12 protein-coding genes are annotated in these 14,880 nt (G+C 64.9%); 11 read left to right on the forward strand and 1 reads right to left on the reverse strand.

Features of this window, described 5'->3' with window-relative positions; all coding sequences use genetic code 11:
* Positions 1-138 precede the first annotated feature (138 nt).
* From oxlT to BcanWU425_RS26665, 11 genes are all read left to right on the forward strand, one after another.
* Positions 139-1,461 carry an oxalate/formate MFS antiporter gene (oxlT, locus tag BcanWU425_RS26615; RefSeq protein WP_204510722.1) on the forward strand — a complete coding sequence of 441 codons (1,323 nt, stop codon included), beginning with the start codon at positions 139-141 and terminating at the stop codon, positions 1,459-1,461.
* Between the two features lie 174 nt (positions 1,462-1,635).
* A complete protein-coding gene (locus BcanWU425_RS26620; RefSeq protein ID WP_018458573.1) occupies positions 1,636-2,061 on the forward strand; it encodes a CBS domain-containing protein in 426 nt (141 codons plus the stop codon).
* Between the two features lie 104 nt (positions 2,062-2,165).
* Positions 2,166-3,185 carry a 2-dehydropantoate 2-reductase gene (locus tag BcanWU425_RS26625; RefSeq protein ID WP_204510721.1) on the forward strand — a complete coding sequence of 340 codons (1,020 nt, stop codon included), beginning with the start codon at positions 2,166-2,168 and terminating at the stop codon, positions 3,183-3,185.
* A complete protein-coding gene (locus BcanWU425_RS26630) occupies positions 3,185-3,970 on the forward strand; it encodes a fumarylacetoacetate hydrolase family protein (RefSeq protein WP_204510720.1) in 786 nt (261 codons plus the stop codon). The genes BcanWU425_RS26625 and BcanWU425_RS26630 overlap by 1 nt, the downstream gene beginning before the upstream one ends.
* 274 nt (positions 3,971-4,244) lie before the next feature.
* The gene (locus tag BcanWU425_RS26635; RefSeq protein WP_204510719.1) at positions 4,245-5,651 is read left to right on the forward strand and encodes a hypothetical protein; all 1,407 of its coding nucleotides are present in this window, start codon (positions 4,245-4,247) and stop codon (positions 5,649-5,651) included.
* 183 nt (positions 5,652-5,834) lie between these two features.
* A complete protein-coding gene (locus BcanWU425_RS26640; RefSeq protein ID WP_007608336.1) occupies positions 5,835-6,035 on the forward strand; it encodes a hypothetical protein in 201 nt (66 codons plus the stop codon).
* Positions 6,036-6,105: 70 nt separating this feature from the next.
* Positions 6,106-6,753 carry a hypothetical protein gene (locus tag BcanWU425_RS26645; protein ID WP_085352311.1) on the forward strand — a complete coding sequence of 216 codons (648 nt, stop codon included), beginning with the start codon at positions 6,106-6,108 and terminating at the stop codon, positions 6,751-6,753.
* A gap of 1,025 nt (positions 6,754-7,778) precedes the next feature.
* Positions 7,779-8,774 carry an NAD(P)H-dependent flavin oxidoreductase gene (locus BcanWU425_RS26650; RefSeq protein WP_018458568.1) on the forward strand — a complete coding sequence of 332 codons (996 nt, stop codon included), beginning with the start codon at positions 7,779-7,781 and terminating at the stop codon, positions 8,772-8,774.
* Between the two features lie 25 nt (positions 8,775-8,799).
* Positions 8,800-9,768 carry a zinc-binding dehydrogenase gene (locus tag BcanWU425_RS26655; RefSeq protein WP_204510718.1) on the forward strand — a complete coding sequence of 323 codons (969 nt, stop codon included), beginning with the start codon at positions 8,800-8,802 and terminating at the stop codon, positions 9,766-9,768.
* Positions 9,769-9,982: 214 nt separating this feature from the next.
* On the forward strand, positions 9,983-11,356 hold the full coding sequence (locus BcanWU425_RS26660) for a cation-efflux pump (protein ID WP_204510717.1): 1,374 nt from the start codon (positions 9,983-9,985) through the stop codon (positions 11,354-11,356).
* A 227-nt stretch (positions 11,357-11,583) separates the two neighbouring features.
* A complete protein-coding gene (locus tag BcanWU425_RS26665) occupies positions 11,584-13,914 on the forward strand; it encodes a PAS domain-containing sensor histidine kinase (RefSeq protein WP_018458565.1) in 2,331 nt (776 codons plus the stop codon).
* Positions 13,915-13,917: 3 nt separating this feature from the next.
* Here the strand turns inward: BcanWU425_RS26665 and BcanWU425_RS26670 are convergent, their stop codons facing one another.
* Positions 13,918-14,811 (reverse strand): LysR family transcriptional regulator, encoded by an 894-nt coding sequence (locus BcanWU425_RS26670; protein ID WP_204510716.1) that lies wholly within the window; start codon positions 14,809-14,811, stop codon positions 13,918-13,920.
* Between the last annotated feature and the right edge of the window lie 69 nt (positions 14,812-14,880).

A 14,880-nucleotide genomic window follows, 5' to 3' on the forward strand; every position in this document is an offset into this window, starting at 1 on the left:
CGCGCCAAGATAGGGCTTGCAATCTGGAATATGGTATACCAAGGTCGCCAGCGCGCTTGCGACGATAAGCCACAATATTGCGACATCAGGTCATCTTGCGACCGGTGTCGAACCAGACAGGCGCTTGGGAGGTTCTTGATGATTTCCAGCACCGATGGCGCTGTCACGGCCGCGCCTCTCCGCACAGGTTTCCGCTGGCTCCAGCTGGTCATGGGCATCGTCTGCATGGCGATGATCGCCAACCTGCAATATGGCTGGACCCTGTTCGTCGATCCGATCGATCACGCGCACCATTGGGGACGCGCCGCGATCCAGCTCGCCTTCACCATCTTCGTCGTCACCGAAACCTGGCTGGTGCCGATCGAGGCCTGGTTCGTCGACAAATACGGCCCGCGCATCGTCATCATGTTCGGCGGCGTCATGATCGCGCTGTCGTGGATTCTCAACTCCTATGCCGATAGCCTCACCTTGCTCTATGCGGCCGCGATCATCGGCGGCATGGGCGCGGGCGCCGTGTACGGCACCTGCGTCGGCAACGCGCTGAAATGGTTTCCCGATCGCCGGGGCCTTGCCGCCGGTGCGACTGCCGCCGGCTTCGGCGCAGGCGCTGCACTCACCGTCGTGCCGATCGCAGCCATGATCGCAACGAGCGGCTATCAGCACGCGTTCCTCACGTTCGGCATCGGCCAGGGCGTGATCGTCTTCGTGCTCGCCTTCTTCATTCAGCCGCCGCGGATCTCGATCCCGCCGAAGAAGAAGCAGCTCAATCTGCCGCAGACCAAGATCGACTTCACCCCGCCCCAGGTGCTGCGCACCCCTATTTTCTGGGTCATGTATCTCGTGTTCGTCATGGTCGCCTCCGGCGGCCTGATGACCGCGGCGCAGATCGCCCCGATCGCACACGACTTCAAGATCGCCGACACGCCGGTCACGCTCGCCGGATTCCAGATGGCGGCATTGACGTTCGCGATCTCGCTCGACCGCATCTTCGACGGTTTCGGACGGCCGTTCTTCGGCTTCGTCTCCGACACGATCGGCCGCGAGCACACCATGTTCATCGCCTTCGGCACCGCCGCGCTGATGCTGCTGACGCTGTCGGCCTATGGCCACCTCCCTGTCGTCTTCGTGCTCGCCACCGCGGTCTATTTCGGCGTGTTCGGCGAGATCTACTCGTTGTTCCCGGCGACCTGCGGCGACACCTTCGGCTCGAAGTTCGCAACCACCAACAACGGCATGCTCTACACGGCGAAGGGGACCGCGTCCCTGCTCGTTCCGCTCGCCAGCGTGATCTCGGCCACGTATGGCTGGAAGGCCGTGTTCGTGGTTGCAGTCGCGCTGAACGCGACGGCGGCCCTGACGGCGCTGTTCGTGATCAAGCCGATGCGCCGCTCCTTCATCCTCGGCAAGGAAGCCGAGAGCGCCAACGCCGCGACGGGGAACGCCAAGACCGAGACGGCATAACGAACACTCCTTGCACGGGTGAGACAGGGGCGCAGCGATGCGCCCCTTTCTTTTTGGCTCACGGCAAATGTCAGTATTGTTGCCTCAAGATTTTTCGGATCAGCCAAATCGAGTGCTTGACGATTGGCATTATGTATACCACACTTGCCGCATCATTCACCCAGGGAGGTTGCAATGCTGGTCGGAGACATTCTGCGCAAGAAGACACCGCGCGTTGTCACGGTGCGAATGAACGAAACGGTGGGTATCGCCGCCAAGCTGATGCGCGCCAACAATATCAGCGCACTGGTGGTGAAGGACGTGGTCCGCTCCGAGGGTAACACCGCGGTCGGCATGTTCACCGAGCGCGACGTCGTGCGCGCCGTCGCCGAGCACGGCGCCAATGCCGTCAACGTCAAGGTTTCGCAGCTCGTCTCGGTGCAGCAGCTCGTATCCTGCACCTCAAACGATACGATCGAGCACGTCCGCCATCTGATGAACCGGAATCACATCCGGCACCTGCCCGTCATCGACGATTACAGCCTTGTCTCGGTTATCAGCATGCGTGACATCGCCTCCTTCGTGGACGAAGCGATCAACGGCACGCCGCAAGCAGCTTAAAGCGTCTCACTTCCCCCTGCGACTACCGTCCCCGGCTCGGACCTTCCGAGCCGGACCGGATCTTTCGTCCCGAAATCCGGCTTCCGCTGCTTCGCGAGGATTCCATGAAGATCTGCATCTACGGCGCCGGCGCAATCGGCGGATATCTCGGGGTTCAGCTCGCGCACGCGGGCGCCGACGTCAGCCTGGTCGCACGCGGCGCGCACCTTGCCGCGATGCGCGAGCGCGGCCTGACGCTGCTCGCGGGCGAGGAGAAGCACACCGTGCATCCGCGCTGCACCGACGATCCCGCCGAGCTCGGTGTGCAGGACTACATCATCATCACGCTGAAGGCGCACTCGATCACCGGCGTGATCGGGACAATGCAGCCGCTGCTCGGACCCCACACCCGCATCGTCACCGCCGTCAACGGCATCCCCTATTGGTACTTCTACAAGCACGGCGGCCAATACGAGAATTCGACGCTGGAGAGCATCGACCCCGGCGGACGGCAGTGGCGCGAAATCGGCCCCGAGCGCGCCATCGGTTGCATCGTCTATCCCGCCACCGAGATCGAGGCGCCCGGCGTGATCCGTCACGTCTACGGCAACAACTTTCCGCTCGGCGAGCCCTCCGGCGAGATCACCCCGGACGTGCAACGCCTCGCCGATCTCTTCGTCGCAGCCGGGCTGAAGGCGCCGGTGCTCGACCGCATCCGCGACGAGATCTGGCTCAAGCTGTGGGGCAATGTCTGCTTCAACCCGATCAGCGCACTCACCCATGCAACGCTCGACGTGATCTGCACCGATCCGGCCACTCGCGCGCTGTCGCGCGCGATCATGATGGAGACGCAAGGCATCGCCGAAACGTTCGGCGTCAAATTCCGCGTCGACGTCGAGCGCCGCATCGAAGGTGCGCGCAAGGTCGGCGCGCACAAGACCTCGATGCTCCAGGATCTCGAGCGCGGCCGCCCGATGGAGATCGACCCGCTCGTCACCGTCGTGCAGGAGATGGGCCGCCTCACCGGCGTCGCCACCCCCGCCCTCGATTCAGTGCTGGCGATGGTGACCCAGCGCGCCCGCATTGCCGGTCTCTACGACGGCATCCCGACCCCATCGGATCCGCGCGCACTGGCGGTGGCGTGATGGCTGGCGAGATCAAACAATGGCTCCGCTTCCGGAATAGCGGTGCGACCGGCTTCGGCACGCTAACGTCGTCGGGTATCAGCGTCCATGAGGGCGAGATGTTTGGCCGCCATGCAGCCACCGGCAAGACGCTGGCGCTGTCGGAGGTCGAACTGCTCGCGCCCTGCGTGCCCAGCAAGATCGTCGCGCTCTGGAACAATTTTCATGCACTCGCGGCCAGGCTCAACCAGCCCGAGCCACCGGAGCCGCTCTACCTCCTGAAGGCCACCACCAGCATTACGACGCCAGGCGCGGTGATCCGCCGTCCCTCTTATTACGATGGCAAGACCACGTATGAAGGCGAGCTCGGCATCGTCATCGGCAAGACCTGTGCCCGGGTGTCGCCGGCGGAAGCGGACAGCTTCATCTTCGGCTACACCTGCGTCAACGACATCACCGCCAACGACATCCTGACCAGCGACCCGACCTTCCCGCAATGGGCACGGGCCAAAGGCATCGACGATTACGGCCCGTTCGGCCCCGTCATCGCGACCGGTCTCGATCCGGTCAGGCTGGTGGTCCGCACCATCCTCAACGGTGCGGAGCGACAGAACTATCCGATATCGGACATGATCTTCACCGCGCAGGAGCTGGTCAGCAGGATCTCCCACGACATGACCCTGCTCCCCGGCGACCTCATTGCCGTCGGCACCTCGGTCGGCGTCGGCGTGATGAAAGAGCCGGTGAACATTGTGACCGTCGCGATCGACGGCATCGGCGAGCTGACCAACGAGTTTCGGCTGTAGCTTCTCTCTCCGTCATGGCCGGGCTTGTCCCGGCCATCCACGTTCTGTTGGCGCGGAGGCGCGTGGATGCCTGGGACAAGCCCGGGCATGACCAGCGCCCTGAACGTCTGCCCCCAACACGGGAAACGCGCCTCTCCCCCTCCACCGATCGGCTGACGCATTCAGCCGTGGATCGTGAGGCCGGACCTATCCAGCAAGCTCCCGCCGCCCTTGATCTCGGTTCCGCTCTCCAATAGCAATTATGGCGATAATGTGCCGGCGTGAGGAAGTCACGATGTGGCTGTTTTTCCTGGTTGCCTGGTTTGTTCTGCTCACTGCCATCGCGATCTTCGCCCAGCAGGCGCTCGGTTACGATGTCGGCCACCTGCCTGCCTGGTTCGGAGGCCTGCCCGTCCCGCAGCGTGTTGCGACCGGCGCGATCCTGGCCTCGGCGTTGGCACTGATCGGCGCCTCCGCCTGGCGGCTCTCGCGCCAGGACCGGCGCCTCGACACATTGCGCGACCGCCTCAAGAAGACCCGCGAGGACGTGGTCGTCGCCCACGCCCTGCAGAACCACCTCGACGCCACCGTCCAGCACCTGATCGAGAGCGATCCCCGGGAGGCCGTTTCCGCCCTGCACGACAAGCTGGGCGAGACCGAGCAGCGCGCCCTGCTGCAGCGGGGCCGCAACGAATCCACCGACATGCACGACCAGCTCGCCGAAATCCGCCGCCGCCAGCAGGAATTGCGCGATATGGTCGGCAAGATCGCCGAGCAGCGCCGCGCGGTCGAGCCGGTTTTCACTGAGATCCGCGACCGCCAGAACCAGCTCGAACGCTCGCTGCACGACCTCGAGACCGACGACCGCAAGAACAACCTCGCCGACCGGCTCAAGGACATCGCGGGCGACGTATCGACGCTGCTGTCCCGGGTCGGCGCGGTCCAGGACACCTTTGCGACCCTGAACCAGTACAAGGACGATCTAGCGAAGTCCCACGCTGAGCTGGTGCCGCTGCGCGCGTCGGACGCTGGCCTCAATGCGTTGATCGGCGAGCTGAGCCTCAGCCATGAGCGCCTCGCCAAGAGCGTCGACGAGCTAGAAACCGGCGGCGAAGCACCGCTCGGCGCCCGCGTCGAGACGCTGTCGAAGAACAAGATCGAGATCGAGCAGCGCCTGGCCCGCATCGACGACAGCTTCCACATCCTGAAAGGCATCGGGCTCGACTTCGAAGAGCTCGGCGAGCGCCGAGCCCAGCTCGAACGCTCGCTCGCCCGTGTCGAGATCGACGCCGAGGGCAAGACGCTTGCCGACCGCCAGAATGCGTTGAACGATTTTGTTCTCCAGTCGCGCCAGCGCCTCGGTGCGTTACAGGAAACGCTGGCGACGCTGAACGCCTTCAAGACAGAGCTGTCGAAGTCGCAGGCTGACCTCGTCCCGCTGAAGGCGCCCGTGTTCGGAATCGAGGCCATGATCGCGGACGTCGGCACGACGCACGACCTCCTCGCCAAAACCGTCGGCGAGATCGAGGCAAACGGCGACGTCACCCTCGCCTCGCGCGTCGACGCGCTGACCAAGAGCAAACGCGAGGTCGAAGACCGCCTCGCCCGCATCTTCGACAGTTTCAACGCGCTCGACGGTTTGCGAAAAGACATCGGCGGCATCTTCTCGACGATCAGGAACAGCCTGAACCGGATCGGGTGAGGCCGAGTCGCGTAGGCTGGGCAGAGCGCGCCGAAACATTCAGACACATCACATCTCCGCGCGGCCGGCAGATGCCGCCAACATGTCGCGCCGATGCCGCACTGTGGACGCATTCGGCCGCCCTTCTGTGAGGCGTGTCTGGGGGCACGGCGGTGCCGTGTTTGGACCAAACCTTCTAGGGGTATGACTGTGAAGAAGATTGTATTTGTCGTGGGTGCTACGCTTGCTCTGGTAACGGTCGCGAATGCCGCGGATCTGCCGCGCCGCCAGCCCGTTCCCGTCTATTCGGAGCAGGCGCCGATCGGCAAGATGCCGATTGGCAAGAGCCCGGTTGGAAAGGCCCCGATCGGCAAGGCGCCCGGCCCCGTCGCAGCGCGCTACTGACGCGTTAGCGAAATACCCGCAGAAGCAAGCGTAGACTCTGCGTGAGTGGCCGACAGTCGAGGGGCACAGCGTGACGAACAAACCTGATCGATCGGGACCCTGCATCCTTGCGGGATTCGCGCTCGCGGCCATGCTCGCGTGTACGACACCTTCGGCCTCGGCCCACGAAGCGAACAAGCGCGTTGCTGACGCAAACGCGCTTGCCACGACCGACACCGTATCACGGCCGGCGCCATCGACCCGGCGCCCGGTCGCGCGCGCGGAAAAAGGTCCGTACTACGTCGATTTCCGCGCCCGCACGGCGGCGAGCTGGGGCCACGCCTTCGTCTGGTACGGCAAGACCAGCGAGCGCGCCGTCGAAGTGGCAGGGCTCACGCCCGCCGGCGACACCTGGGCCTATGTGCTTGGTCACCTCACCTGGGTGCCGGCGGAGACCGGCGCGAGCTACGGCGATCTCGACCCGGAGTATCTGACCGCGAACTACCGCGTCTATCTGAACGAAGCCGACGCCAAGCGCGTGTTTGCCTATATCAAGAAATTGCAGGCGAGCTCGCCGGTCTGGAACGCCGAGACCACCAATTGCACCGGCTTCATCGGCGACATCGCCGAGTACATGGGATTGAAGGTCCCCTACCGCTGGCAGCGCCCCGAAAACTTTGTCAACAGCCTCAAGGAAATGAACGGCGGCCGCCAGATGGTGCGGCTGTCGACGGAATAGCCCGGCAGGGTTCGCCCGTCGGGCAAAACAGCCGCACAAATTTCGCGCGCCGCCTGTCAATCCCCGTCTGCCAAAATATTCCACTTTACCGAAATTCGGATTTGGCGTACCTACGACACACCCTGACCCGGGACAAGGGGCGGATCGCGATCGTCACGGACCGCGGGTTGGGCAGCGATGGACGCGACGGCGTCGGGCGCGGCGAGCCTTGCAGGGCGGGAAACCGTGAGCACAGGCTTCGCGCCTACGACACGGCGCCGACAGCGTCTTCGCATGGTTTCGGGTGCGAGCACACGCCAGCTCCCGAAGACCCAGCGAGGACGTGCGCGGACGGCGAAGTCGTGTGGTCCTGACGCCCGGGGTCTGTGCGTCAAGTCCTGTGGTGATGCGTGCTGCCCGACCGGGCGCTTGCATCAGCCATCTGCGGGGCGACGGGGGCAATAGTGCATCGCTCCCCGGGGAGAGCACGAAGTAAGCCGTAAACCACCGCGCAGGGAAGGCCGGGCGATTGGCTGACCTGTGGTCCACCCCGTGTGCATTCTTCTGGCGCACGGACTTGCGGGTGCCAGCCGGCGCCCGGCCTTCCCTGCGCCCTTGTCACGACGAGGGCGATGCGATCAGGCAAAGCTCGGGCGAAATGCGCCGGAGGATGCGAAGATGCGTCTGCTGTTTGCAAGTCGGATCGAGATTGATCGGAAGATTGTGCGTCCGTGCCCCGGACGCAGCGCAGCATCCCCCGGCAGAGCGAAGCATCGTCCGGTTCGACGGTGCGCTGCAGAGCCGGCGCCCATCTTTCAGAGCGCTCGCTGGGCATGGGTCGCGGCTCTGCGCGGCAACGCGAAGAGGCGTTGCAGCGCGTCCGGGACACGAGCCCGCGTCAATTATCCGCCTCACGGAATCCGCCCACTCCCCGCATGATCGCCCCGCCTCCACCGCACGCCCTCGCAATAGACTTTTCCCGACCCGGGCGGCATCCTGCCGGCATCGACCGATAAAAGAGCGCCACGCAAGCGGGGAAACAGATCATGCTGCAGACACGGTTCACCAAGCTCGTCGGAGTCGAGCACCCGATCGTCCAGGGCGGCATGCAGTGGGTCGGGCGCGCCGAGCTGGTCGCCGCCGTCGCCAATGCCGGCGCGCTCGGCTTCATCACGGCGCTGACCCAGCCGACACCGGAGGACCTCAGGAAGGAGATCGCCCGCTGCCGCGATCTCACCGACAAGCCGTTTGGCGTCAACCTCACCATCCTGCCCGCAATCAAGCCGCCGCCTTATGCCGAATATCGCGCCGCCATCATCGAGAGCGGCATCAAGGTGGTCGAAACCGCCGGCAACAAGCCGCAGGAGCATGTCGACGAGTTCAAGAAGCACGGCGTCAAGGTCGTGCACAAATGCACCAGCGTACGTCACGGGCTCTCGGCCGAGCGCATGGGCGTCGACGCCATCTCGATCGACGGGTTCGAATGCGCCGGCCATCCCGGCGAGGACGACACCCCCGGCCTGATCCTGATCCCGGCCGCCGCCAACAAGATCAAGATCCCGATGATCGCCTCCGGCGGCTTTGCCGACGCCCGCGGCCTCGTCGCCGCACTGGCGCTCGGCGCCGAAGGCATCAACATGGGCACCCGCTTCATGGCGACCAAAGAGAGCCCCATTCATCAGCTCATCAAGGAGAAGATCGTGGCCAATGACGAGCGCGAGACCGAGCTGATCTTCCGCACCATGCGCAACACCTCCCGCGTCGCCAGGAACGAGATCTCGACCAAGGTCGTCGCGATGGAGAAGGAAGGCGCCAAGTTCGAGGACATCCGCGAACTCGTCGCGGGCGCCCGCGGCAAGATGGTCTACGCGACCGGCAACTCGGACGAAGGCATCTGGTCGGCGGGCCAGGTCCAGGGCCTGATCCAGGACATCCCGACCTGCGCCGAACTGATCTCCCGCATCGTGCGCGAAGCGGAGGCCATCATCCGCAGCCGGCTCGAAGGCATGATCGTTCATCCGACAGCGCAGGCTGCGGAATAATCACTGCAAGAAGCGAGAGCAATTCATGAAGGCTTATGTCTACGGCCCTGGTGGCGCTACGATTTCCGACGTCGCTCAACCAAAGCCTGAAGGCACGCAGGTGCTGGTCCGGGTCCGCGCCTGTGGCCTCAATCGCGCCGACACCGGCATGCGCAAGGGCCACGCCCATGGCGCGGCCGGCGGCGCCGGCACCGTGCTCGGCATGGAATGGGCCGGCGAGGTCGCCGCGCTCGGACCGGATGCCAAGGGCCTCAAGGTCGGCGACCGCATCATGGGCTCGGGCGGCGCGGCGTTTGCCGAATACACGCTGGCCGATCACGGCCGCCTTTTCCACGCGCCCTCGAACATGAACTTCGAGGAAGCCGCCACCCTGCCCGTGGCACTCGCGACCATGCACAACGCCGTCGTCACCATCGGCGGCGTGCAGCCCGGGCAAGCCGTGCTGATCCAGGGCGCCAGCTCCGGCGTCGGCCTGATGGCGATGCAGATTGCGAAGCTCAAGGGCGCCAGGCTCGTGATCGGCTCCTCGACCGATGCTTATCGCCGCGGCCGGCTGAAGGAGTATGGCGCCGACCTCGCGGTCAATTCCTCCGACCCCACATGGGTCGACGAGGTGCTGAAGGCGACGAACGGCGAAGGTGTCGACCTCATCGTCGACCAGGTCTCGGGAAAGGTCGCGAGCCAGAACCTCGCGGCGACCAAGGTCAAGGGTCGCATCGTCAATGTCGGCCGGCTCGGCGGCACCCATGCCGATTTCAATTTCGACCTGCACGCGGCCCGCCGCATCGACTATGTCGGCGTCACCTTCCGCACCCGCACCATCGAGGAGATCCGTGAGATCTTCGACGAGGTCAAGAAGGACATCTGGGGCGCGGTCGAGTCGCGAAGACTGCGGCTGCCGATCGACAAGGTGTTTGCCTTCAACGATATCGACAAGGCGTTCGAGCACATGGAGGCCAACAAGCACCTCGGCAAGATTGTCGTGACGGTGTAGTGGCCGCGACGACCAGAGAGAGCGGCAGCGCACCAGTCTCTCCACTCGTCATGGCCGGGCTTGTCCCGGCCGTCCACGTCTTTGTCGCTCCGAAGAACGTGGATGCCCGGGACAAGTCCGGGCACGACGGAGTTCACCCGCTCCTGCAACTCACTAGCGTCTACGCCTGTGGATCGTCGCTTGATGTTCACCCGCGGCCTGCTAAATCCCCGCCATGAGCTCCCAACACAACAAGACCTCAGTCGCAGCGATCTCGATATTCGCCAGCGGCGGCATGGCGGCGGCCAAGTTCGCGGTCGGGATCGCGATCGGCTCGCTGGCGCTAATCTCCGAGGCGCTGCATTCGTCGATCGACCTGGTCGCCACCATCATCACCTGGGCGGTGGTGCGGGTGTCCGACAAGCCGGCGGACGAAGAGCATCATTACGGCCACGGCAAGCTCGAAAGTGTCTCGGCACTGGGCGTCACCGCCCTGCTCTACGTGCTCGCCGGTGGAATCCTGGTCCAGTCCTACAGCCATCTCCGAGAGGGAGTTGCGCCGCCGACGATCTCCGCCGTCCCTTTCGTCGTGCTGGTGATCGACATCGCCGTCAATTTCTGGCGCGCCCGTGCCCTGCACCGTGCCGCACGGGAGACCAGGAGCCAGGCGCTCGCCGCCGATGCGCTGCATTTCGCCTCCGACGTGATGGGCTCGTTCGCCGTGATCGTGGGCCTGATCCTCGCCGGCCTCGGCTTCTGGTGGGGCGACGCGGCTGCCGCCGCCGCAGTGGCCGTGATGATCGCCCTGCTCGGCCTGCGCATGGCCGGCTCGACCGTGCAGACGCTGGTGGACCGCGCTCCGGAAGGCGCGCATGAGACGGCCACGGCCGCGATCCGCAGCGTGCCGGGCGTGATCGACATCGAGCGGCTCCGCGTGCGCATGGTCGGTGCCACCACGTTTATCGACACGATCGCAAAGGTGCCGCGGACCTACCCCATCGACCGGGTCGAGGACATCAAGCGCAACGCGCAAGCAGCCGTCGAGACGGCCTTCGGCGATACCGACCTCACCTTCACCGCAGTCCCCGTGGCGCGCGACAACGAGACCGTGCGCGACCGCATCATGGTCATCGCCCACAATTCGGGCCTCGCCATCCACCACGTCACCGTGCACGATCTCGGCGCCAAGCTGATCGTCAGCATCGACCTCGAGGTCGACGGGGGGATGCAGCTCTACGCCGCCCATGACGTCGCCAACACGCTGGAACGCAACATCCAGGAAGAGTTCGGCGCAGATGTCGAGGTCGACGTCCACATCGAGCCGCTGGAACCGGAACTGCCGTTCGGGGTCGATGCCGAACCGGAACGGGTGCGGGCCATCGCCGCAGCCTTGACGGAATATGCCGCCAGCGGCGAGATCCACGACATCCATAATGTTCGCGTCCGCAACACCGACGCCGGCGAGATCGTGAATTTCCACTGCCGCGCCGAGCCGTCGATGAGCGTCATCAGGGTGCACGAGCATGTCGATGCGATCGAGCGCGCGTTGCGGCGCGCGTTCCCGAGCGTGAAGCGCGTCATCAGTCACGCCGAACCGCCGCGTGCGTGACAGAGAATGTGCGAGGAGTCACACGTTCTCGTTTCGGACTCGCCGCGCACGTAAGTTTGCGGACGCACGACGCACAAACTGCGCGTTGGATAAGAATAAATTCGCGTTAACGATTCGTTGACTCTCGACAGCCCGCGAAATCTGGATTCAAATCGAGCATGATTCGGAAGCGATGTGGGGCTGCTTCCGAACTCAAGTTGCAAGCAGGTTTCCAGGGGGCTTTAGGCATGTCGCGTGCAGACGCCGCGAACGCGTGCGTCCAATCCGATTCGATCAAAGGATTGGCGCAATCGATCGCGAAACCTGCCTATCATCGGCTCCTGATCGCGGAGCCTGCGCTACGCCGCGCCGTGCCGACGCTCATCATCGCATTCCTGATCACGATCTGCCTCGGCGCGTTCGTGCAGGTCGTCGACCAGACGCGCCAGAAGCGGCTGGTGATCCGCCACGACATCTCGGCGCTCGCCGACCTGCTCGCCGAGCGTATCGACCGCCTCACCTCCGGGCGACAGGAGCGGCTGAAGAACATCGAGAGCCTCCCGGCGTTGCTGCCCGACCTCATCCCAACCTGGGGCACCGCCTCGGGCCGCCACGTCATCGTCACCTCGGCTGGAATCGACCGCCGCATCCTCGCTCGCATCCCGATCGACAGCGATCCCTCGGGCAACGACCGCCTGCTCGACGCAATCACGACGGCGCAACTGCTGGCGGCACCGCCGCGCGACGACAACATCTCCGACATGACGCTGCCGAACGGCAACGCCGCAATGGCGACCGCGCGGCAGATCAAATCGTTGCCCGGCTTCGTGACCGTGATCCAGGAGCGCAACGAGCCGATCTGGGGCTCGGACGCCGCGCTATCGGTGACGCTGTCGGCCACCACCGGCTTCGTGGTCCTGATCCTCGGCTTCGCCTTCCACTGGCAGTCCACCCGTGCCCGCGAGGGCGACCTGATCAACGACGCCGTGCGCGGCCGGATCGACACCGCGCTCAACCGCGGCCGCTGCGGGCTGTGGGACTGGGACCTGTCGCGCGGCCGCATCTTCTGGTCGCAGTCAATGTTTTCAATGCTCGGCCTCGACGGCCGCAACGAGCTCCTCACCTTCGGCGAGGTCAACGCGCTGGTGAAGTCCGACGACATCGACCTGTTCGAGATCGCCGACCAGCTCATCTCCGAGAAGATCGACCACATCGACCAGACCTTCCGCATGCAGCATGTCGACGGCCACTGGATCTGGCTCCGCGTCCGCTGCGAGAAGACCAGCGGCGCGACCGATTCCAGCGTTCACCTGATCGGGATCGCGGTCGACATCACCGAGCAGAAGAGCCTCGCCGAGCGGACCGTGGAAGCCGATTTGCGCCTGCGCGACGCGATCGAGACCATTCCCGAAGCCTTCGTCCTGTGGGACGCCAGCGACCGCTTGGTGCTCTGCAATTCGCACTTCCAGCGCCTGCACAAGCTGCCCGACAGCGCCGTCATCCCCGGCACCTCCTACGAGACCGTGCTGGAGGTCGGCCGCATGCCGGAGGTTCGCACCCGGCACAACGAGACTGCGAGCCAGGGCCCCGGTGCGCGGACCTTCGAGGCGCAGCTCGACGACGGCAGCTGGCTGCACATCAGCGAGCGCCGCACCAAGGACGGCGGCTACGTCTCGGTCGGCACCGACATCACCCGCATCAAGGAGCACGAGCAGAAGCTGGTCGACAACGATCTACGCCTGCGCGCCACCGTCATCGACCTTAAGCGCTCGCAGGCAGCCCTGGAGCGCCAGGCGGGCGAACTCGCCGATCTCGCCGAGAAATACCAGCGCGAGAAGACCCGCGCCGAGGAAGCCAACCAGACCAAGTCGAAATTCCTCGCCAATATGAGCCACGAGCTGCGCACGCCGCTGAACGCGATCATCGGCTTTTCCGAAATCATGGGCTCGGGCATGTTCGGCGAGCTCGGCTCGGAGAAGTACCAGGAATACTGCCACGACATCCTGACCAGCGGGCATTACCTGCTCGAAGTCATCAACGACATCCTCGACATGTCCAAGATCGAGGCCGGCCGCATGAAGCTCGACATGGAAGAGCTCGACCTGGCGCAGACGCTGGCGGAATCCCTGCGGGTCGTCACCGGCCGCGCGCAGGACAAGCACCTGACGCTCGACGCCGACATCGCAAAGTCCATCTCCGTCGTCGCCGACCGTCGGGCCACCAAGCAGATCATCGTCAATTTGCTCTCCAACGCCGTGAAGTTCACGCCCGACGGCGGACGCATCGTGGTGCGCAGCCGGCAGCTCGACGACAGGATCGTGCTGATGATCGCCGACACCGGCATCGGCATCGCGCCGCATTCGCTGGCGCGGCTCGGCCGCCCCTTCGAGCAAGTCGAGAGCCAGCTCACCAAGACCTATCACGGCTCGGGACTGGGGTTGGCGATCGCCCGCTCGCTGGCGCAGCTTCATGGCGGCTCGATGCGGCTGCGCTCCAAACTCGAGGTCGGCACCGTCGTGCGCGTCACCCTGCCCCGCAACGCGATCAAGTCGGCGTCCGGAATATCGGCCGCGGCCTGAATTCTACGATTGCAGCGACGGCGCGACTTCTCGCGCGACATTGACCAGCGCCGCGATCAGCGGCGTCATCGGATCACGCTGCGGGATCACCATGCCGATGCTGTAATTGACATCGGGATCGATGATCGGGATCGAGCGCACCGTATCGGACAGGCCGAGCGTCTCGGCGAGCTTGGCCGGCATCACGCTGGCCCAGCGCCCCGTCTTCACATGCGTGAACAGCACCAGCAGCGAATTCGAGGTCAAGGTCGGCGTCGCCTCGGCGCCGACCGAACGTAACGCGCGGTCGATGATGCGGCGGTTCTGCATGTCGGGCGTCAGCAGGCACAGCGGCACCTGTCCGACCTCCCGCCACGTCACCGTCTCGCGATCACCGAACATTCGATCCGGCGCGGTGAGCAGACGATAGCTCTCGCTGTAGAGCGGAATGGTGCGCACCTTGCCGATCGGCTCGTTCTCGATATAGGTCAGGCCTGCATCCACCTCGAGATTCTCGAGCAACCCCAGCACCTCGGATGAGGTGGTGGACTGGATGCGGAAACGCACCTCGGGATGCCTGGCGCGGAACGGCGTCGTCAGCGCAGCGACCATACCGAGCACGGTCGGGATTGCCGCAATTCGGATCTCGCCGGAGAGCTGATGCTTCAGCCCGTTGATCTCGTCACGCATCGCGCGGGCATCGCCCACGATCCGCCGCGCCCAATCCAGCGCCCGCTCGCCTTCCGGCGTAAAACCCTGGAAGCGGGAGCCGCGCTGGACCAACATCACGCCGAGGATCTCCTCGAGCTGCTTCAGCCCGGTCGACATCGTCGGTTGCGTCACGCCGCACATTTCGGCGGCCCGGCCGAAATGCCGTTCCTTCGCCAGCGCCAGCAATAGTTCAAGCTTGTCGAGCAACCGTTCGTTCCCTCGGATCGTATGGTGGCATGCAAGCTAGCATGCCCTACCCCTTGCGACACGCAAAAA

It is taken from the genome of Bradyrhizobium sp. WU425 (assembly GCF_021052305.1).
In the GTDB taxonomy this organism is placed as follows: Bacteria; Pseudomonadota; Alphaproteobacteria; order Rhizobiales; family Xanthobacteraceae; genus Bradyrhizobium; species Bradyrhizobium canariense_D.